A 22,616-nucleotide genomic window follows, 5' to 3' on the forward strand; every position below is an offset into this window, starting at 1 on the left:
ACTCTTAAAAAGTGGAGGCAATATTTAATGAATAAAAATTACATTTCTATATTTTTTATTTTGTTTATTAGTTTATTCAGCAATCCTCAGTCGTTCGAATCGAGCTCCCGACAAACTTTGATCTCAACTCCAGTTATTTATGTTCCCGGTATTATGGGCTCAGCGCTTTATGATGATATTAATTATGACAATAAACTTATTGCAGATGAAAAAGCATGGTTCGGTCCTCAATTTTTTACACATAGTTTATGGCTTAAGTCAAATGGAATTGATCCTGATGGTAACTATAATATTAAAGTTGCCCCGTTACGGAATGACACTGCAAATACGTTAAGAGATGAATTGTTGAATGTACCTATGGATTTATTCAAAGGTTTTTTTGACAATATGGAAGCGAACGGATATTTGTTGGATGATTACGATGATATCCATAATGAAGGAGAAAATTTATTTTGTTTTACTTACGACTGGAGAAAAAATAATTTAACAAATGCCGAACTATTATCTTTCTTCATCGACAGTGTAAGGAACTGGACAGGAGCAAACCAGGTTAATCTTGTTGGTCATAGTATGGGAGGAATTGTTTCCAAAACCTGTATTAAGAACTTCGACAAATCAAGAATTAAAAATATGGTCTTTATTGCAACACCTCATTTAGGCGCTCCGGAAATGTTGACTGTAATGCTCAAGGGAAAACTTTTTGAATGGCTCAATTTTGTTAATGAAATAGAATGGCTTGCTGCAAGATCGTTAGCCAGAAATTTACCTTCATGTTATCAGCTTATTCCTTCTTCCGGTTACTTTGACCTCAGCTTAAATAATGGCTTCTCCTCAAATATTAATATTTATTCAGAATGTTTTCAGATACCAAATGGAAATTTTGTTGATTACTCCGGATTGCTCAGCTATCTATTATCATATCAGTCTTGTATAATAGAAGATTTGAACGATGGTCTTCTCAATAATTCTGAAGTATTCAAGCAATCAATAGATACATTAGATTTTGGGCAGGTTGAAGTAATTAACATTGTTGGTCATAACCAGTGGACAATAGGTAAAAACCGTGTGATTGATGGAGGTCCGCCATTATATTGCAAAACAATTGAATACTCCCGTAATCTGAATGGTGATTTTACAGTTCCGGTCAGAAGTGCTGAACTCATTAATGGACAAATATTTGAACACACTTACTATGTACCAAATATTCCCCATCACGAAATGCCCGGATCGCTGGAAACTCTTGAAATTCTTCAGGGAATATTTGCTAATCCACCAAACTACAACTTCCCGCAATATTCTGAACCACCAGTAAGCTATAAAGATATTATTGTTAATGTTGAGAACGATCCTGATTTTCATAAATCATTTTATCTCTCTCAAAACTACCCAAACCCATTTAACCCAAGCACAAAAATCAGTTGGCAGTCGCCAGTAGGCAGTTGGCAAACAATAAAAATTTACGACGTGCTTGGTAACGAAGTTGCAACATTAGTGAATGAATACAAACCTGCAGGAAGTTATGAAGTTGAATTCAATGCTTCACCGTTACCGAGTGGAGTTTATTTCTATCAATTGCTTGTCTCGGCTGGGCGAAGCCCAGACGTAAAAACTGAAAATTATATCGAGACGAAAAAGATGGTATTACTTAAATAATATTTTATTAAAAATTTATTTAGCGAGGTGTAAAATGAAATATATAATATATACCCTAATGTTAGTTTTGATGTTGATTTGTTCAATAGTCTATCCGCAAAAACCGGAGATGCTCAACAAACCAACTTCAACTGTTGGTGATCCGATACGGGCTTATCTGAACTTGAATAATATTTCTACAATTTTTAAGAATGATGGTATTTCGGATATAGATTATTACGAATCCAACTCTGGGTTTACATTCCCGAAAGGTACAGGTAAGACTGCGGTTTTTATGTCAGGTTTATTATGGGGTGCTAATCTAAATAGATCGGGAGAAGTTGATCCACATGTCGGAGGTTCAGTGTATAGAACAGGATTACAAGGTGGTAAAATATTATCACCTGGTATACCAGAAGATTTTAATCTTCCGCACGTGAGAATTTATAGAGTACGACCTGATGTTTATCCTGGTGGGCCTTGGGTAGATTTATCTGTTGAAGCATACGATGAAAATAAAACTGAATTTGAAATCAGAACTCAGTATGAAGTGGATTGGGTTGAGTGGAGAGCTCAAGATGGTGCCCCTTTTAAAGATGTTGATGAAGATGGAAATTATAATCCAAATGTGGATGTACCAGGAATATCAGGTGCAGCACAAACAATCTGGTTTGTCGCCAATGATCTTGATGCTGCAAGAACAACTTTTATGTACGGTACAATGCCTATGGGAATTGAGTACCAGGCAACATACTGGGAATATCACAATGGGAGTTTTCTCGATAATTTATTTTTTAGAAAATACAAGCTGATTAATAAAAGTGATGTTGCATTTTCTGATATGTATATATCAATGTGGTCTGACCCTGATATTGGCAATTCAGGTGATGATTTCGTTGGCTGTGATACAACGCTGAATATAATCTATGCTTACAATGGATATGAATATGATCCCGTTTACGATGATTATCCGCCGCCTGCAATTGGTTTTGATTTGTTGAAAGGTCCAACTATTCAAGGAAATCAAATTCTTCCCATGACGGCTGCATATTATTTCACACAGAATCATCCCGAATTAACTGATCCAGTTCAAGGTTCTTATCCTGAAGGAGCTGTACGTTTTTATAATTTCATGCAAGGACTAATCGGATTAACCGGAGAACCATTTATTAATCCAACTACCGGGCTTCCAACTAGTTATACATTGTCTGGTAACCCATTGACGGGAGAAGGTTGGATTGACGGGGATCCTTATGGACCCGGAGATAGAAGAGTTGGATTAGCTTCTGGTCCCTTTACGATGGCAGTTGGTGATACACAAGAAATAGTAATTGCAGAAATTGCTGCAATTGGTTTTAACAGACTTCAAGCTTATAGAATTTTAAAATATTATGACGCATTAACACAGGAAGCATTTGATAACGGTCTTCAGAACATCGCAAATATGCCACCCAGAACAGAAGTGCCCGAGGCAGTGGTTACCGGCACCAGCTGGAAAATAAAATTGAACTGGGGATTAGATACTGCTTCAGTTCAATCAATAGAAAATTTTAATCAGAACGGATATGAGTTCCAGGGTTACAATGTTTATCAATTAGCAAGTCCTCTACCAATCAAAGAAAATGCAGTGAGAATTGCAACTTTTGATAAAGTTGATGGAGTAACTGAAATAGAAGGCATAGTGATGGATCCTGAAACTGGGTTGCCCGTAAACGGTATTCAACAATTTGGATCTGATTCAGGAATTGAAAGATCATTACTAACAAATTATGACTACGTTGAGAATACACATATGAGAGTTGGTAAAAAGTATTATTTCGCTGTTACTGCATATACATATAATTTTGATCCGCTTGCCGTTCCAAATAATTCAGAAAGTTTATTAGAAGTAATTGAAGCTGTATTTTATGATAGCCTAGGAGGAGCTAGTTATGGTGATTCAATTCTGGTAACACATTCACAAGGAAGTGGTGATGGGAAGGTGTATGTGGTGGTAGATGATCCAACACAACTTACAGGTGATGACTATGAAGTCTTCTTCAATCAACAGCAGTATTATCGCAACGAATTTGGTGAGTGGGTACCAGGATTCCCAGGACGACCAAGTGGTCCGGATACTTTAACAGGTTCATCAATTAGTATGGCTGCCACATACGGTCCTGTTGCTGGTAGTCTGGAAATCAGTTGTTTATTAGATCTTGTAAGTCCTGATAATAATTGGGCTGATGGTATCACTTTAACTTTCCCAGTGGGAACTACGATAATTGAAGCTATTCCATTTAATGCAAACAATGGATATATAGTTCCTGAGATAGTTGGCAATACTTTAAATCTTGGAATCGTAAATGGTCCGCCAACAGGTAACGGTGCATTTACAGGAGGTGAAGAGTGGAAGGTATCTATAATGCCATATCAATTACCTCTAACGGTTGAATGGATAATTTATGATGATGGCTATTCGGGAGGAACTGTTAATGCTGTTGGTTATACTGAAATCACTTCGGTTGGATATGCAACAAAAATTGAAGATCATTGGAATGTTCTTAATCTTACAACTCAGGATACAGTGCTGGAAGATCAAACTGTGATAATGGGTTACGATCTTTACACAGGAGAATATGTTGGTGATCCAGTTGCTGAAGGTTTTAAAATCTCAGTCGATGTTAATTACGAAAAACCAAAAACGATGGGTAGTGTTTTAGTTAATGGAACTGAACTTTCTTATTCTGAAGGTAATTTTTGGTGGACAGGAGATAATTTTACTGTTTGTGATTTTACCATGTTCGGTTATGAGGATGGTTATGCTGCAACTTCATTACCGGTCTATGGCGGAGCTGGTGGGACAACAAATATAAATGTACTCCAGCAAGATTTAGAATTCCGTTGGACGGGTATCCTAATTGATACAATTGCGAACGGTGTCAATATAACTATTACTTCATCAGGAGGTTCAATTGCAACTTTATTTGGAGCCAGCACATATGATCTTACATATCATCCAATGAATCCAAATTATGGTTTTTCAGATGAGCCATTTACAGTCCGTGTTCCTTTTGAAGTGTGGAATGTGGATCAAAATCAGCAGGTCAATCTTGTATTCTGGGATAGGTCTGGTAATCCAACTATTAGTGGCGGTGCAGTTTGGAATCAAACAAACAGAGTTTATACATGGGTAGTAAACACTTCATATAGTCCTGATCTAATTGACGTAACTTCACAAATGGTTGCAGATAATGCAACATGGAATGTCGTTTATTATTTATCCACCTTTTCTCTGAATGATTTAGTTTATATAACCTATAATAATCCAACCCAATTTGGCATTGATCTGTTTAATTTCACCACACCTGAACCTGTAGTATCAGTTAATGACGAAACTATTCCAACAAGGTTTCAGGTTTTTCAGAACTATCCAAATCCTTTTAATCCCTTAACCGTTATCAGATTTACTCTGCCCCATCAGAGTTTAGTTAAATTGAATATTTACAATATACTTGGTGAACGAGTTGCACAATTGGTAAACACGGAACTTAACGCTGGCATACACGAGGTTGTATTTAATGGTCATAATCTTGCAAGCGGAGTTTATTTCTATTCATTAGATGTTCAGAATAAATTCTTTGAAGTAAAGAAAATGATTTTGATAAAATAGTGCCAAATGTCCTCTCAAGTAATTAAAATTAACCAAAAGACAGAGAACTAACAGCACTATAGTAAATAAGACATTTTTTTGACAAAACCATGACAAACTAAGGTTGTCAATTAATTACAATTGCAATGAGTTCAGAATTGATTTATGAAAACTATCAGAACTCTAATTGAAAATAAATTTAACAATCAGTTTCAGGTGATAAAATGAAAAGAATACTAATAACTCTGTCTTTATTAATGTCATTACTCCTCATTTCCTGCGATCAGAATGAAGCAATCGTAGATTCCGACACGGATACTGTAATCCAGAACTTATCATTCGTTGTCGATACAACTTTTCTAGATTCAGCAAATGATAGACTCGTTGCCAAAGGTACTGTTAAAAATCATGGGAACTCAAAAGTTACATCGCCATGGTATGTAGAGTGTCAGTTTTATACAAATTCATCAAAAACGACTAAACTCGGTGGTAACTATACACAAATTGGAGTTCCGTTAGCGAAGAGCGAATCAACCTTTTGGACAATTACATATTCATCTTCAAACGTGAATGTAAATGATTATCCAAATTTTGCTGTTGGTAACATAAGAGGAATTTATAAATAACTATCCTTGATTTTAATAAAGAATATTTATAGGAGAATTTCAGTTGATAGAATTATTTAAAAAATCTTTACTAGTTTCAAGCGTGGTTATTCTGACGCAAATCAATTTGATTGCTCAAAGCACAACATCTTCTATAAAACAAAACCAGCTCTATCTTGAGTTGGGTGGTAATGGTATGATTTACTCAATCAACTATGAACGATCACTCTCTGAAAATTTTACTCTTCGCGGCGGTTTTGGTATTACACCCGGATTAATTTTTGCAGAAGGAACTTTTATACATATCCCCGTGACTGCCAGTTATCTAATCGGCGGTGTGTCTTCGAAATTCGAAACCGGGCTTGGTGTAACATACTTTGCAGGAACTGACATCGAAGTTTTTGGTTTACCTTCGGATGATCAATCTTTGATTTTTTTAACAGGTATAGTTGGATATAGATATATAAGCCCTGGTGGATTTGTATTTCGGATTGCATTTACTCCCTTCTACAATAGTCAAGCTGAACCGAATTTTATACCAAGCGGCGGTTTGAGCTTTGGTTTTATGTTTTAATCTCAGTGAGATAGTAATGTTTGGAAGAAAAATGATTAACATAATGAACATATCAATATTGATAGTCTCATTATTGAACTTCGTTGGATGTTATTCATCAGAAAAAATTCTAAAAGAAGATATTATTAATGGAATTTCAAAACCAGATCCAAAGGAAGAAATTTTTATAACAACTATGGACTCAATCAAATATCACTTCAACGCATATAATTATCAATTGCTGAATGACACAATTTATGGTCAGGGCAAATCGAGTAAAAATGGAATTGAATCTCCCTTCGATGGTAAAATTTCTGTTGATCATATTTTGATAATTGAACAAAATCAGGCTGACACGGGAACTACCACAGGTTTGATATTAGGTATAATGGCGGTAGGTGTAGTGGCAGCAGGATTACTAATACTTGCACTTATGTCGGATGTATTTAATCCTGATTAACTAAAATGAACGTTTTAATAAATATTACCGTTGTATTTATAATGTCCCTCCTGAATGGATTCTGCTATTGTTGGTCAGGTATTGAAATGAAGACTAGTACGAAAAACAATATTCAAATAGTTTTTCATTCTTTAAATGAAGATGCGGGAGAAAAGCTATTTCAATCTTTTAATTATCAAAAAATAATCTTGCTTTCAGGATTTCCTGAATTAAGTCTGGAATATTCAGTTGGTGTAAGTAAACAAAATCAGGATTTAATGCCTGAATTATTTGACTTTAATATTTTTAAGAAAAAATTTCCAATGAACCGGAATATACTTCGAATAGAACGGAAGGACCGGACTACATCGCAAGGAAGCCACAACTTTGTCCTCTTTGAAACTCTTGGAATTAATTCCGGGGTGTTCAGCAGGAAGAGACCAGATAATATAAAAACATCCGGATATGAATTCCGAATGAAAGGGTTCTTTATGATGCTGGATGATTGCTCGAATGATTCTGTAATAAATTTTATATCCGATCATATTGATATCAGGTTTTTCAGATCTGAATTTTCAGCTAATAACTTTGCTAAAGTTGAATTAAAAGGAATCAATTTTGTTTTTAGTGGATTTAATCTTTATTAAAATATTGAAACAAACAAAACAAATTATCCGGTTTCAGTAATGATTTTTAATTAACATTAAATTAAAGGAGACAGAAATGCTTAAAAAATATTTTGTAATGATTCTCATCCTATCAACTCTCAATTTAACAAGCTGTTATTATTCAGCTGTGATGAGCAAAGAAGAACTGGATAAGGGTCAATATCAATTAGATTTCAAGGATGAACTTTTCTGTACAACTAAGGACTATACCAGATATCATTTTTCTCCAGGAAATTTTTCAGTCTCTAATGATTCACTTTTTGGTAAAGGAGCAATTGAAAGTCTTACCCCAATTAGTCCGTTTCAAGGATCGATTCCGATAAGTGATATAATCAGCTTTGAACAGAAAAAGGTCGATACTGGGGCAACCATTGGTTTAATTGCAGGAGTTGTGGTTGTTGCTGCACTTGTATTCACCTTAATTATTGCCGCTGAAATCGAAGACGATCTTATTCAATAGAAAGGAGTAAAATGAAAATGAAAAACATAATTATTTTTTTAAGTTTCCTGCCTATCTTAATTATTGTAATATCTGGCTGCACCACAATAGAAACGCTTTATCTACAGGATGTAGAAGTAACAGGTCCAATTAACCAATCTCCTATTCACATCACAGATAGTACTGAAACTCCAGCAGTTACACTATCAATGCGGTTCTCATACAATCCTGAAAAAGAAATCAAAGCTCAATCCGAAGGAACACCTTTGGTCAATTCTGAAGGATTTTATCAAGCGGATACAGTATATTATAACAATGGTACAATTTCTTACCAAAGAAGTATTGAAAACCGATTTCAATATAAAGGACAAAATCTGACCTGGAAATTTGCAACAGTAACTGCAGGACTTGATTTTGATTTTAAACTCTCAAGAAACTTTGCACTCTTTGCCGGAGTTAATTATGCCGGAGGAAATAATAAATCATTATGGGGAGGAACAGGAGGCATCGGATTATTTGGAGTAAAAAATGGGATGGCTTTCAGGTTTGATGTTGGATTCCACGTTCAGAGCATTTCATATGATGCACACACTATTGCTGAAGTTAGTACGACTGATTTTTGGGGTTCTACAGATGAATATGTTATGTTCTATCATGATATTAGCGATGAAACCTATTTTGATCCATTTATAAATTTTACATTCAATACAGCAAAAAAAGATTGGATAATTAATTTATTTTTTAACGGAGGGTACAGCGTTCAGTCTTTACTCGACTTTGAGCCACAAACAATTGACTATGATTGGTTCTTCTTTCCACCATTCGTATTTAACGAAACAATTACTCAAGATTTTCGAGGTGAAACAACAGCAAGTTTCGCACACTTTACACCAGGCGTTTACTTCATTTTGGGAGAACAGAGCCGATTACTTGTTGGCGCCAGATTTTTCTATGAAACTCAATTGAAAGATCCTTCACAGAATTTATTCATTCTGCCAATGATGCAGATAGATTTTACGTTCTGATGATTAATATTATGCAAAGAAGGTTTACAATTAATTTGTTAAGTTTTCCTAAAACCAAATTCATACAATTTCCATAGGTAAAAAAGATGAGACTTAAGGTTTTATTGATTTTAACATTAATAATTGGAATTATCCTGATTTTAATTCACTCCAGCTGTAGTTCTACACAGTCAAATGTTAAACTTGGCCCGGATTTTAAATTTTCAGACAAACAAATAATTACAACTTATGTAGTTCCTTCAGGTAATATTGAAAAAGATGAAACATATATTCGGGTTTTACATCTGGACTTTCAGGCACGTGGTTACAAAGTGATTGATGCAAATGAAATTCTAAAAATAAATTTTGAAAAAATTACTGCTACTAACCACAGACAAATCGCTGACTCGCTGCAATCTAAAAATTATTTGCCATCCTCAGATATTTATATAATAGTATCTGCTGTGTGGGATAGTGCATTTGTACTAACATTCTACTCTGAAGACAGATATGTTTATTGGAAGAAATATCAATTTGCTGGAATGAATGTTCCTACACTTAATTCCAGGGTATCGATTTATGACAGATCAATGAGAGATCCAATTAAATCATATACTGCTTCCGATACAACCTACTTACTTTCTGAAAACGATAACTCTGATTCGTATTATCGGGAATATCCCTGGATGGTAATTGCCAAGCAGCTATCTCGTGAATTAGAAGATATCCCGATCTGTTCGATTGTTGATAATAAAAAAGCAACAAATCTATACAAAGTGTCTTTCTGGGTTGATAAATCTTACAGGGATGAATTTCCCGATACATGGATGGACCGACTAAAATTGCGAACTCTTTATGCTAACGATATTTTACGTTCACAATTAGACATCGAATTATCTCAGCTAGAATTTGTCGAATGGAATTCAAATTTCGATAGAGATTTAAAAAACAGTCTAGAAAAACTTTATCAGTCAACTACTTCGAATCCCGGATCACTTCAGATTGGTATTACACTCGATCATGAATTAAAACGAAATTGGACTGATAAATCTAAACTTGGAATTGCATACTTACTTAGCAATGATGCTGCAATTACTGCTCAGCCATCTTTCCCTTCTATCGGACAATACTGGAATCCGATAGAAGAATCAATCACTTTAGTTCATGAAATTGCTCACATACTTGGAGCAATTCATGTTCCGGATAATAATTCGATAATGTATCCAAACGCAGGTACGCTATCTTATGAATTTGATGAAGTAAATAAAAAAATAATTGGTGCAACGAAAAAAAATTTCCTGAAGCAAAGTACAAAAGAACGATTGATCCCTTACTCTGAGGAACTTCTAAAAGTTAAAGATTACCCTTCAGATAATTCAAATCCGATCATACAGGCAACATCAAGTGTTATTCAGCTGATTGATCAACGAAGCAAAATTATTTATGACAATCCTGATAAAACATTTTCCAATATGTTTAGGCTTATTCCCGATTCGGCATTAGTGTTTGCAGTGGTGGGATACTTAAAGTTTAAAGACAATAACAATAAAAGTGCAATAAACTCATTTATACGATCAATTGAGATCAATCCTGATTTTGCTGAAGCTCATTACTATCTGAGCCTCGTATTTCGGAAAGATGGTAATGACGAACAAGCTGATTTATATAAAAATTTAGCTAAACCCTATTCAAAATTATGGATTATTGATAGATATTAAGAGGTCAGAAAATGGAAACAGATAATTCAATTAAATGCCCTAATTGTTTCAGTGTTGTAGCACCAGAAGATGAAAATTGTCCTTATTGCAAAGCTGAATTCTACAACTGTTCGAATTGTAATGCATTGGTTCTTCAAACTGACACTGTCTGTAAAAATTGTAATTCCAACCTCAACCAGGAAGAAATTCATAAACCAGTAGAAACAGTGCTAAATATGAAACCACAGTATGAATACAAATCACTTGATGGGCTAACTAAAGTATTAGTAATTCTGATGTCTTCAGTAATTTTTTTTTCAATCATAGTCATTTACACGAACACAAATGATATTGCATATTTAAATGAGAACAATGGATATGAAGACACTCTTTATTATGAGGAAAATTACTTTTACAATCTGGCTATAATAATTTCTTCAATTGTTTTTATACCGATTTACTTAGCCACATCTGTTATTTTTTTAATCTGGATCAGACAAGCGTATAGAAATCTGCTTACTCTTCAACGAAAACCAAATGAATTTTCTTCTGGATGGGCAATTGGTTCCTATTTTGTTCCGTTTCTTAATTATGTACGACCATATACAATTATGAAAGAGATCTGGTTTAGAAGTCAGCCTGATTATAATTTACCAGATGAAGATAATAATCAATTTTATAAACGACTTTCCTCAAATACTGTTTTGATTTTGTGGTGGACATTTTTTCTGATTGAGCGTCATCTCAGTTACTTTTCATTTAAATTATCCCTAACGGCTGATACTGTTCAAAAGTTATTGACAGCGTCCTGGTTTGATCTCATTGCAACGTCAATTGGAATTTTTGTTACTTTAATACTACTATATCTGATTACAACAATTAATGATTGGCAATCTGAAAAAATTAAGAGCAAACCTAAAGGGTATTGTCAGCATTGCGGCAATTTGGTTGAACTGGATGCTTTGCTTTGCACTCATTGCGGGAAAGAATTAATACAAAGTGTTTAAATACTGTTTTGTTTGAACAATAACAATTTCTTCTTTACTATTTGATAGTCGTAATTTAAAAGATTATGTAAGGAAAGGATTATGAACTCAAATCAAAATAAACTTCAGTTATTTGAAGTTCCGCAAATAGAATCAATTCAGGATATGTTCCTAAAGTCCGCTGACAAATTTTCCAACAAGCTCGCAATGGAGGATTTAACAAATTATCCTATTAGCAAGGTTACTTATTCAAAATTAAATGAATACATAATTAAGTTTGGCAGTTCATTGCAAAAATTGGGAATAAAACCAAGAGACCACATTGCAGTAATTGGAGAGAATCGCGTACAGTGGGCAATTGCTTTTCTTGCCGGTATGATGTACGATTTTGTAATTGTTCCTGTTGATAAAGGGCTGACTCCCGGTGATATTCTGAATATTATTCACGAATCGGATGCAACTGCTTTGATCTTTTCTGGTTCGCTCTCAGATTTTATCAAAGAGAAGAAGAATATTCTTGCAAAGGTTAAATTTTATATCAGTATGGATCTCGATAGAAAACAGGAAGATTTTTATTCAATGTTGGAATTGATAAAAAGTGAAAAATCTAACGGAACAAATCTTCCCAAAATTAATCCTGATGATGTGGCTGAAATAATTTATACTTCGGGCTCACTTGGCAGAGCAAAAGGTGTAATGCTCACTCAAAGAAATATTTCATCAAATCTTGTAGCTATGAGACAAATGATTACTATCTATCCTGAAGACAGGTTTCTTGGTGTACTTCCGATTCATCATACATATCAATGTACCTGCGGATTATTATGTCCATTGTATTCTGGTTCTTCTGTTCATTTTGCACGCTCACTTAAAACAATTCCTGAAGATATGGCAGCATCGAAACCAACGATTTTACTTGGTGCACCGCTGTTATATAATAAGATGTATAGCAAGATAATAAAAAACATATCAGCTAAAAAAACAACTTCGATATTATTTAATGTGATGATGAACCTTTCTGATTTAACAAAACGTTTTGGCTGGAAAAATTCCAAGAAAGTTTTTTTCGGAAAAGTACACAGAACTCTTGGAGGATCTATGCGATTATTAATCGCAGGAGGAGCTGCACCTGATCCCAAAGTATCAAAGTTTTTCAGAGAACTTGGCTTCAATATTATTCAAGGCTATGGATTAACTGAAACTTCGCCTATTCTTGCTCTTAATAAAATCGAATATTTTAAAGATGATGCAGCCGGTTTACCATTACCTGGTGTTGAAATTATAATAAATCAGCCGGATAAAAACGGAGTTGGAGAAATTATTGCAAGAGGTCCAAGTGTTATGCCCGGTTATTACAATAACCCATCAGCTACAAAAGAAACATTTGATAATGGCTGGTTTAAAACCGGAGACCTCGGCTATTTTGATGAAGAAGGATTTCTTTTTGTTTGCGGTAGAAAGAAAAATGTAATCATAGCAAACAACGGTGAAAATGTTTATCCTGAAGAGATTGAAGACATATTAAACCGTAACCAGTTTGTGCTCGAATCTATGGTTTACGGAGAAGAAGATGAAAAGCACAACGAAAGAATTGTTGCACTTATAGTTCCTGATACTTCTGCTTTTATTGAATACTCGAATAAAAATAATGTGCAGATAAATCCTGAATTAATTGATAATCTTATTTCACAGGCAGTAAAAGAAACAAACAAGCAGTTACCTGCGTTCAAGCAAATAAGAAATTTTTACATCCACGAGCACGAACTGGAAAAAACAACCACACAAAAAGTGAAACGTTATGCAGTCAACGTTAAGGAAAGGACAATTGTTTAATTAAATGGAAAAAGAATATGAGACTTAAAGATAAAGTAACTATTATAACTGGCAGCAGTCGGGGAATCGGAAAAGCTATTGCGTTAGGATTTGCAAATCAAGGTGCTCATATAGTTGTTGCTGCCAGAACAGAATCAGAAGTTACTTCAGTAGCGGAAAAAGTTAGAGATGTTGGCAGAGAAAGCATGGGTATTATTTGTGATATCTCAGATGAAACCCAGGTAAAAAATCTCGTTGATGCTACAATTAAAAAATTTAATCGGCTAGATGTGCTCATTAACAATGCTGGTATTGGATCTATGCGTCCTGTTTACGGAACTTCGCTTGAATCATTTGAAAAGGTTTTAAAAGTGAATCTCACAGGAACATTTCTCTGTACAAAACACGTCTGGCAGCCAATGAAAAATTCGGGTGGAGGCTCAATTATAAATGTTTCTTCACTTGGCGGATTGGTTGGTTACCCAATGCTATCAGCTTACTGTGCCAGTAAATGGGGACAAATTGGTTTTACCAAAGCTTGTGCTGAAGAAGGAAAGAAAGACAATATTAGAGTTAATGCAATTGCACCAGGTAAAGCTGATACAGCGATTCGTGCAAATATTAAAGAAGATAAAACCAAAATGCTAACTCCGGAAGATCAGGTGGATGCGTGTGTTTTCCTTGCTTCGGATGAATCAAGATACATAACCGGACAGGTAATTTCTTTGGAATGGTTTGGTGAAGAAAAGTAAACACCTCAGATAAACCTTATAATATTTCAACAATCAAGTATGTCATTCCGTGCTTGACACGGAATCTATAATCAAATTCTGATTTGAAATTCCTGTTATCCACTACACTCGATCTGAATGACAATTCAGATAAAATTACCAAACAAAAATCAAAGTCCCGTACGGGATGACATATTGTTTTTAAAAATGATAATAAATATGAACTCGATAAATAAATTTTATATATCATCCTTACAGGATTTTATTTGTTCTTTTTGTTCTTACATTTCTATAAACATTAAATCCCTACGGGATTAAAAAACTAATTTTATATATTCTGTTTTGAAGAAATTGTCCCGTTAGGGACAAAATATTTATAGACAAAATTACCAAACAATAATTAAAGTCCCGTACGGGACGACATATTGTTTTTATAATAGAAAATAAATATGAACAAAATGTTATTACATCAAGCTTTGTTAAAGACGGGATGCAAAAACTATTAAAAAACGCAAATGCGAAACACTCGATAAATAAATAGATGAATTGGTTTAACGGAAGGAGAAACATCACACGATAATAAAAATACAAACACAGTAGTGCGATATCATTCCTTTTTAAACACAAATCTTACGACCCTTTTACATTTAGCTGACAACCCCGCCTTCTTCATTAACTAAGTTTCAAGTGAATTCAATTTAATATTAACAATTATTTAGGAGGTACCGTGTATAAGTCAAAATTGATCGCAATTGTTATTTTAGTTTTGTTTTCACTTTTGATCTTTAAAGTTGAAACTATTGCCCAAACAGCTTGTGCAGGGACGAAAGATCTTAACGAGAACACTACTGCAAGTCTGATTCAGGGCTTGAACTCTGATAATGACGGTTTACAATCCAGTTGTGCTTACTGGCTTGGAGAATACAGAATAAATGAAGCTGTTATTCATTTACAGAAAGTGTTAAAGAATGACGAGTCTGAATCTGTAAGAATTAGCGCAGCATTAGCATTATTCAAGATCGGAACACCGAGCGCAATCTTCACAGTAAAACAAGCCGGAAGCTTTGATGTGAGTGAAAGAGTAAGAAGACTTTCTTCTATCTTCTATTCAGTTTATCTGGATGAATTCAGAGATAATGAAAATCGAATTGAGGAAAAAGGATGGCTTGCAGGAAAAAACTAAATTGCAATAAATCTATCTAAGCCTGCAATTGAAAAGTGCAGGCTTTTTTTATTTCTGAACGCTAAACTTTTACCACACGCTGTCAACTTTTATATACTTTCATCTTTTCCCCTGAAGATAAAATTACTGCAAATGATTTAAATAAGCCTTTTCATTTACATCACTGAAATTTGGATGAACTTCGTATCAGTAAAATATCAGACATGTATTTTACAATTCCATGACATCTACGCCGCTGTTTTAATTTACATTTTGAGCAGATAAAAGGAACTTAACATGAAACTTAAAATTATTTTTATTACAATTTTCTTAGTCATAAACAGCTTCTCCCAAATCAGGGAAGTTAAACCATTTTCATCCTTCAAACAGGGAGATTTTGAGGCTAATTTTTCAACAAATTTGGGCGCTGCATTCTCAAAAAACAATGTAACCACTACCAACCAGTACTTTAATTATTATGATTCAACCTACACTACCAGCAAAAATAATTCTGAAAATTCCAGCAAAGATTATCTTATGCTACTTACTGCTTCCATCGGATATTATTTTGTTGATGGGTTAAGTTTTGAACCTGAGCTTGATATTAACTTAATTACAGACGATGAAATTTCAATTTCAATTTTAGCTAACCTTACATACAATTTCAGTACTTCAAATAGCAAAACCTATCCTTATGTAAAAGTTGGTTATGGAATAAGCAACTACGTGACATATAATAATTATTTTGGTGGCTCAACGGATAATTCTCTTGATACACAGCTAATTAATACTGCTTTGGGTATTAAGCTGGCAAGTGCTTCTGGTTCTGTTATGAGGATAGAATTAAATTATAAATATTACACTAACTCCAGTTCATATTCTTATGGTGATCAATATAACAAGACTACAATTGAATCAGAATCAGGAATAGATGCCCTTTCAATTGCAATTGGGTATTCAATATTATTTTAAAATTCTTTTAGAGAAATAAAATGAAAATATTTAAAAAATTAGTTTACCCGATATCTTACAAGACTATACTTATTCTGATTAGTATTGAATTAATTTTACAATCCGGATGTGGATCAAGGATAGAAAGAATTTCAAAACCTCCCGATCAATTTCCTGTCAAGCAAAGTACGCCTGATCTTCCGTTTATTAAACTTCATATGAAAAACGGTGATTTATATGTGCTTGAAAAATGGGAAGTAAATAACGATAGTGTCAGGGTTGATGGTACCGGCAAACTTTATGATCTTAATCGTGCTACTATTTCATCCGGCAAGTTTAAAATCCCCTTAAATCAAATTGTGATTGCAGAAACAAATCAGATAAATCAATCAGCCAGCTCATTTGTTTTAGGAGCATTAACGGTCGTGACCGGAATTTTTACAATTGTGTGTCTTGCAAACCCAAAAGCTTGTTTTGGTTCTTGTCCGACTTTTTACGCATCGAATGGTAATGATTTCATTGTTCAATCAGAAGGTTTTTCGTCGAGTATATCTCCATCGCTTCAGGAAAAAGATATAGATGCTTTGTACAGGATAAAACTTCAATCAAAAAATTTTACTATTCAGTTGAAAAATGAGGCTTATGAAACACACATAATTCATTCAGCAAATTTATTAGCACTGCCAAAACCTGAAGGTGGTCGTGTGTTCTCTTCATCAGAGGGTGAATTTTATCAGGCAGTAAATATGAGAGAAGCCATTTCTGTAATTGCTATTGAAGGTGATATTTCTGAAAAGGTTTGCTCGTTCGACGGCGTAGAAAGATTCAGTCAAGCTGACTCCTTCAATCTAGCTGAAAAAGAAATTATAGAACTTACATTCAATCCTTCTGCATCAGATAGCTTAGGATTAATAATCGCATCACGACAAACTCTTTTAACTACGTTTCTTTTTTATCAATCATTGGCTTATATGGGAACAAAAGCCGGAGAATTCCTCGCAAACATTGAACGAAACAGTAATCAGTTTAAACCGGTTCTAAAAAATTTGCAATCTACCCTTGGCAATATTGATGTCTTAATTCAAAATGAAAAAGACGAATGGATTAAAGTTGGTGAAGTTGGTGAAACTGGTCCAATTGCAACAGATATAAAAGTTGTTCCTCTTAAAAATATTCTGAAACAATCTAATACAAATTCTGAAACGAAGATTCAATTGAGAATGGCAAAAGGTTTATGGAGAATTGATTATTTAGCAATCGCTGATTTATTACAAAAAGTCACACCTGTTGTGATTTCACCATCAACATCTTCACCTCAATTTTCTGGCAATAGTGAAGTTGTTGAACTACTCTCAAATCCTGACTCAGCATTAATAACATTCCCCGGTGATCAATATTTACTCAATTACCAGCTACCAAATGATTATTACAATTACGAACTCTTTATTGAACCAAATGGATATTACCTTGAATGGATGCGGAACGAATGGTTAGCTGAGGAGAATTCAAATAAAGTTTATGAGATGTTATTCAATCCAAAACAATATTACAAAGATCTTGCACCCGAATTCAAAAAAATTGAAGCGGAGATGGAAGAAACATTCTGGAGCAGTAAATATGTTTACCCATAAAAAATTATTTTTCTTCTCATTAATATTTCCTGTTTTAATTTTCTCTGCTTGTGCCGGATCTTACGCACCCGATAATTACCTGCCTGAAACAGAGAATATACCTCAAACAGTTTATGGTGCTTGGATAGTGGTCTTTACCGCCCCTGACACTTCTGATTCTGACGATAAATGGTTAATGTATGAAGGAGAGTTTATCGCAGTTGATGATAGTATAGTTTATGTAATGTATGACTCAATTTATCAGATATTAAAAAACAAAGTAACTGCAAGTTCTCTTGAACTTGATCGAAAAAATACAACAGAATATGGAGTTTGGGTGATGGGAGGATCTCTTTTGACTCTTTCAAATGGATATTATGCTTCTATAACATTACCTTTATGGCTAATTGCAGGAATTCCTTCTGTTGTTGGTGAATCTGAAAGAGACAAGTATGATATGGATGAACCGGATGAAGCATACTGGGACAGTATAAAAGTCTTTGCAAGATTTCCACAGGGTTTAGATGGAATTGACTTAAACCAAATTAAACCGTACGAAATTATTAAAGAATAATCGTGACTTAAATTTCAGACAAATTGCCATTCACTATTTCACAAATTTATACCCTGCACCGTGTATTGTTAAAAGGTGTTTTGGGTCTGAAGGTGTATCTTCAATTTTTTTCCTCAGATTCAATATGAAATTATCAACCGTTCTTGTTGACGGATAATTTTCATAACCCCAGACTTCGTCGAGAAGTTTATTTCTATCAATCACTTCACCTTCTCTTTGAACAAAATATTTCATCACTTTAAATTCCAATGCAGATAGTTCGATTGAATGACTTCCCTTCTTTGCTTCCTGTCCTTTAAAATTAAGATGTACATCAGCAAATGTATATTCGTCAATATCTGTTTTAATTTCTTTCGGACGACGAAGAATCGCATTCACTCGGGCTACAAGTTCTCTTACACTAAACGGCTTTGTAACGTAATCATCAGCACCGATTTCCAATCCGATAATTTTATCTACTTCTTCTTTTTTGCCAGTGAGCATTAAAACAGGTGTGTTGATTCCTGCATTTCTTAAATCTCTGCAGATTTCTATTCCGTTTTTCTCCGGAAGCATTAAATCAAGAATTATCAAATCAAATGGGCTGTCTTTAGCTTTTTCATAACCCATTTGTCCGTTCATTACTGTTGATACATCAAAGTGTTCTTCTTTCAAAGTTTCACTAATTCCGGTAAGAGTTGCGGGATCATCTTCAATGATTAATATTTTTTTCATATCGTCTCCTGAAAAATATTTTATGAATTAAGGTTAACATAAGATAAATATTCACACTGTATAAATATTAAATTGACCTTTAATATGCTTGAGCCTGACAGTTTTGAGCTTTTTCAGTTCTACTTTAGTTTTGCCTCTGATAATCAGGTAAAAATTTTCTGAAATATAAATTGAACCTGGTTCCGCTAACTCCTGAAATCTAGCTGTAATATTAAGAGCATCACCTTTTAATTTGCCCTCATATTCAATTACATCCCCAACGTGCAAACCGGTCCTTATTTTAATCTTTTCAAATTTTGGTTTAGCACTATTATACTCTTCGAATCTTTCCCTGATATAAATACAACAATTCAGACAATCAATTGCACTCTCGAATGCAGCCAGAAAAGCATCTCCAATAATCTCAATGACTCTGCCTTTGTAATTGAGAATTGATTCGTTCATAATCTTGTTATGATCCTGCAAAAGACGTAATGCAAGTATTTCATCCTGGTTCATCTTTTTTGAATAATCTGTCATATCAGTAAACATTATAGCCAGTAAATGGCGTTGAAGTTTTTTATCGTCTGACACTGAAAAATTACTCTGAGTATTTTCTATTCTTCTCAAATTAGTTCTTATTCTTGCAAGAAGTTCTCTTGAGTCGAATGGTTTAGTAACATAATCATCTGCACCAATCTCAAGTCCAACTACTTTATCAATTTTTTCTGCTTTTGAAGTTAAAATAATTACCGGATTCTGAAAACCATTTTCCCGTAACATCCTGCAAACCTGAATGCCATCCATTGAAGGTAAATTAACATCGAGTATAATAATCTCCGGTTTCTCTCTTAATGCAAGTTCATATCCAAGTCTTCCATCATCAGATTTAATTACATCAAAATTTTCTCCTTTCAAAAACATGGCAAGACCGAGCGAAATTGCCGGATCATCTTCAATTACTAATATCTTCTTCATTTTTCAATGTTGGGAATATAAGTGTAAATGTACTGCCTTTTCCAACTTCACTGATTAATTCAATTTTACCGTTGTGTGCTTCAACTATGTGCTTAACAATGGAAAGTCCGAGTCCGGTTCCTTCAGTAACCTGTGAAGTTTTATCTTTAATTCTGATATAAGGCTGAAAAATATTTTCCAGATCACTTTCCGGTATTCCTTTTCCCTCGTCTCTGACTTCGATAATTGTTTGGTTGTCTGAAAGAGAAGTTGTGATCAGTGTTCTGGTATTTTCCGGTGAATACTTGTTGGCATTTGTAATTAAATTCATGAGCATACTTTCGATTGCATCTTTATCGCCGGTTATAAAAATTTTTTGATCACACAGACACACTTCGATTTTCTGCTTTTTCATACCGAACATATATTCAACTTCAGAGACAGTTTTTTTTATAATTGAATTTATTTCCAGCTTACTCATCTGATAATTTTTCATTCCTTTTTCGATCATTGCGTTATCAAGAATATTATTAATCATCCGTTTAAGCCGCTGACTTTCACCATCAATAATACTTAAATATTTCTTATCAGAAGCACCTGAGTCAACTGTTTTATCCTGCAAAAGATCAGTAAATATTTTAATACCCGAAAGCGGCTGCTTGAGTTCATGAACCATTGTTGAGACGAATAAGGATTTCACTTCATTCAGTTCTTGTAATCTTTGTGCTTCAATATGCTCAAGAATTAATTCTTCCTGAAGTTTAATTCTCTCGATTGCAAGTGCGGCTGCTGTTGCGACAGTGTTTAGTAAGTCAACATCATCTTTGAAATATCTTGCGCCTGATTTCTTTGTGCCCAAAGCTATAAATGCATGAATGATTCCACTTGGTGATTTAACCGGAAACACCAGCACAATTCCCCACCTTTTAAAAACTTTAACATCGGCTGATTCGATTTTTAGCCCGGGTTCAACTCTATCATCAACTGCTACAGGTTTTGACAAATCAGTCTTAAGATTTTCCGATTCAAACCTGATACTCCTGTTCTTTAAAATATCCCATCCTCTATTTGCGATCATTTTTATTTTGTTATCTGGCTGACTGAGAATAAAGAATCCGATATTATCAACCGGAATTAACGAATCAACCTGCGAAACAATTTTATCCGAAAGAGACTGAATATCTACTGATGATTTGATATCATCCAGAAATTTTCTTTGCTCTTCGCGAAAATCGTATTCAACCTTAAAGAATTTTTTATCAACAAATTTCTGAATGATATTTTTCAGGGGCTGAAGCAAAACAACAGTTGCGATTGCAGTTAAAACGGCAGGAACAGCAGGATTAAGATCAACAACAAATCGTGTGATTATCCATGTAAGAATAATATATGTTATGACAATTGCTGAAAGAATTAATACATAAACCGAACTTCTTCTTATCAAGAGGTTGATATTCATTAAATGATATTTAACTATGGCTATGCTGAATGTAATTGGAATAGCGGTTAAAAATATCAAAACCAAAGACTCCGGGATCAGGCTTTCGCCGGTTAAGAAGATCGGAATCACCCAAAAAATTACAAAACTGAACGGACCAATAAAAAAGCCAAGCAGCAGCCACTGAAGTCTTTTTCTTTCTTCAATTTCATCAGTTGCTCTGTATGCATAAATACAAATTGATATTGCAATGATTATACAGGTTATCAGGAAAAGCCGGAAGAATGAATCAAAAAAAGTTACATAATATTTCAGGCTCTCAAAATTTTCACCGATCGTTGCGTCAAGAAATAAGTAGGAAAGAATTATTGCATTAATTACTGCACTTAAATAAAAATACCATAAAATATATTTAATTCTTTTTACTTTTTTCTTCGGGAAAGATGAAGTGAAATGTATAAATAGAACCGGAGTTAAACTGTACGCGATCAACCACATAATTCTGTTAAACTGACCAAATCCGATTGGATTGATTCTGTAACAACCTGCTGTCAGCATTATAACCATTCCTAAGCCGATACATGCCCAATGAAACAAGTAAGCCGAATAATTATCCGGTGCTTTGATTCTTACAAAAACACCAATCAGATAAAAAGTTATTCCAACAAGAACAATAATGATGAAATTAAAAAGATCATAATATTTTGTTAGCTGAACAGAGGCGTAAACAATAGTTCCATTTCGCTTTAACTCCAGATTAATATTTTCACCAATTCTTTTACCATCAAGATAAAGTTCTACTTCTTCCCACTTTGTAAAATGGTGATCGTTAATACTTATAATTTCGTCTGCAGGATTTATATCAGGAATCTTCCGGGAATTTTCAGAAATAAATAAGATATCGTTTTTAAAAAAAGTCTTAACAGGTAAGTCTGCTTTAATAGAAATGAGGTATAAACCTCCGGTACAGATGAGCAAAATCAGGATATCTGCAATTAATAGTGAAACTTTTAAATGAGCTGATTGTTTCACCC

At 34.1% G+C, this 22,616-nt stretch carries 19 protein-coding genes; 16 read left to right on the forward strand and 3 right to left on the reverse strand.

The window, feature by feature from the left end; translation table 11 throughout:
* The first annotated feature begins 27 nt into the window (after positions 1–27).
* The 16 genes from HND39_03235 (at position 28) to HND39_03310 (ending at position 18,494) form a co-directional block, all read left to right on the forward strand.
* On the forward strand, positions 28–1,653 hold the full coding sequence (locus tag HND39_03235) for an alpha/beta fold hydrolase (GenBank protein ID QKJ95365.1): 1,626 nt from the start codon (positions 28–30) through the stop codon (positions 1,651–1,653).
* Positions 1,654–1,687: 34 nt separating this feature from the next.
* Positions 1,688–5,284 (forward strand): T9SS type A sorting domain-containing protein, encoded by a 3,597-nt coding sequence (locus tag HND39_03240; protein QKJ95366.1) that lies wholly within the window; start codon positions 1,688–1,690, stop codon positions 5,282–5,284.
* Between the two features lie 203 nt (positions 5,285–5,487).
* Positions 5,488–5,889, forward strand: coding sequence for a hypothetical protein (locus HND39_03245; GenBank protein ID QKJ95367.1), 402 nt, complete (start codon positions 5,488–5,490; stop codon positions 5,887–5,889).
* A gap of 43 nt (positions 5,890–5,932) precedes the next feature.
* Positions 5,933–6,442, forward strand: a complete 510-nt coding sequence (locus HND39_03250) for a hypothetical protein (protein ID QKJ95368.1) — start codon at positions 5,933–5,935, stop codon at positions 6,440–6,442.
* A 31-nt stretch (positions 6,443–6,473) separates the two neighbouring features.
* A complete protein-coding gene (locus tag HND39_03255) occupies positions 6,474–6,881 on the forward strand; it encodes a hypothetical protein (protein QKJ95369.1) in 408 nt (135 codons plus the stop codon).
* 86 nt (positions 6,882–6,967) lie between these two features.
* Positions 6,968–7,507, forward strand: a complete 540-nt coding sequence (locus tag HND39_03260; protein ID QKJ95370.1) for a hypothetical protein — start codon at positions 6,968–6,970, stop codon at positions 7,505–7,507.
* Positions 7,508–7,583: 76 nt separating this feature from the next.
* Positions 7,584–7,988: a hypothetical protein gene (locus HND39_03265; GenBank protein ID QKJ95371.1), complete on the forward strand. Its 405-nt coding sequence runs from the start codon at positions 7,584–7,586 to the stop codon at positions 7,986–7,988.
* A gap of 11 nt (positions 7,989–7,999) precedes the next feature.
* The gene (locus tag HND39_03270; protein ID QKJ95372.1) at positions 8,000–8,992 is read left to right on the forward strand and encodes a hypothetical protein; all 993 of its coding nucleotides are present in this window, start codon (positions 8,000–8,002) and stop codon (positions 8,990–8,992) included.
* A gap of 86 nt (positions 8,993–9,078) precedes the next feature.
* Positions 9,079–10,689 (forward strand): hypothetical protein, encoded by a 1,611-nt coding sequence (locus HND39_03275; GenBank protein QKJ95373.1) that lies wholly within the window; start codon positions 9,079–9,081, stop codon positions 10,687–10,689.
* Positions 10,690–10,700: 11 nt separating this feature from the next.
* Entirely contained in the window at positions 10,701–11,675 is a 975-nt protein-coding gene (locus HND39_03280; protein QKJ95374.1) for a DUF4328 domain-containing protein, read from the forward strand.
* A gap of 81 nt (positions 11,676–11,756) precedes the next feature.
* Positions 11,757–13,487, forward strand: a complete 1,731-nt coding sequence (locus HND39_03285) for an AMP-binding protein (GenBank protein QKJ95375.1) — start codon at positions 11,757–11,759, stop codon at positions 13,485–13,487.
* 17 nt (positions 13,488–13,504) lie between these two features.
* Positions 13,505–14,218, forward strand: a complete 714-nt coding sequence (locus HND39_03290; protein QKJ95376.1) for an SDR family oxidoreductase — start codon at positions 13,505–13,507, stop codon at positions 14,216–14,218.
* Positions 14,219–14,924: 706 nt separating this feature from the next.
* A complete protein-coding gene (locus tag HND39_03295) occupies positions 14,925–15,380 on the forward strand; it encodes a HEAT repeat domain-containing protein (GenBank protein QKJ95377.1) in 456 nt (151 codons plus the stop codon).
* Positions 15,381–15,656: 276 nt separating this feature from the next.
* Positions 15,657–16,331, forward strand: a complete 675-nt coding sequence (locus HND39_03300) for a hypothetical protein (GenBank protein ID QKJ95378.1) — start codon at positions 15,657–15,659, stop codon at positions 16,329–16,331.
* Positions 16,332–16,351: 20 nt separating this feature from the next.
* Positions 16,352–17,941, forward strand: coding sequence for a hypothetical protein (locus tag HND39_03305; GenBank protein QKJ95379.1), 1,590 nt, complete (start codon positions 16,352–16,354; stop codon positions 17,939–17,941).
* On the forward strand, positions 17,928–18,494 hold the full coding sequence (locus tag HND39_03310) for a hypothetical protein (GenBank protein ID QKJ95380.1): 567 nt from the start codon (positions 17,928–17,930) through the stop codon (positions 18,492–18,494). Before HND39_03305 ends, HND39_03310 begins: the two co-directional genes overlap by 14 nt.
* 33 nt (positions 18,495–18,527) lie before the next feature.
* Here the strand turns inward: HND39_03310 and HND39_03315 are convergent, their stop codons facing one another.
* From HND39_03315 to HND39_03325, 3 genes are read right to left on the reverse strand one after another with little or no spacing between them, the layout of a single operon-like run.
* Positions 18,528–19,208 (reverse strand): response regulator transcription factor, encoded by a 681-nt coding sequence (locus HND39_03315; protein QKJ95381.1) that lies wholly within the window; start codon positions 19,206–19,208, stop codon positions 18,528–18,530.
* A 51-nt stretch (positions 19,209–19,259) separates the two neighbouring features.
* Positions 19,260–20,165, reverse strand: a complete 906-nt coding sequence (locus tag HND39_03320) for a response regulator (GenBank protein ID QKJ95382.1) — start codon at positions 20,163–20,165, stop codon at positions 19,260–19,262.
* Positions 20,143–22,614, reverse strand: a complete 2,472-nt coding sequence (locus tag HND39_03325; GenBank protein QKJ95383.1) for a hypothetical protein — start codon at positions 22,612–22,614, stop codon at positions 20,143–20,145. The genes HND39_03320 and HND39_03325 overlap by 23 nt, the downstream gene beginning before the upstream one ends.
* Positions 22,615–22,616: the final 2 nt, after the last annotated feature.

The organism is Ignavibacteriota bacterium (assembly GCA_013285405.1).
GTDB lineage: Bacteria > Bacteroidota > Ignavibacteria > Ignavibacteriales > Ignavibacteriaceae > IGN2.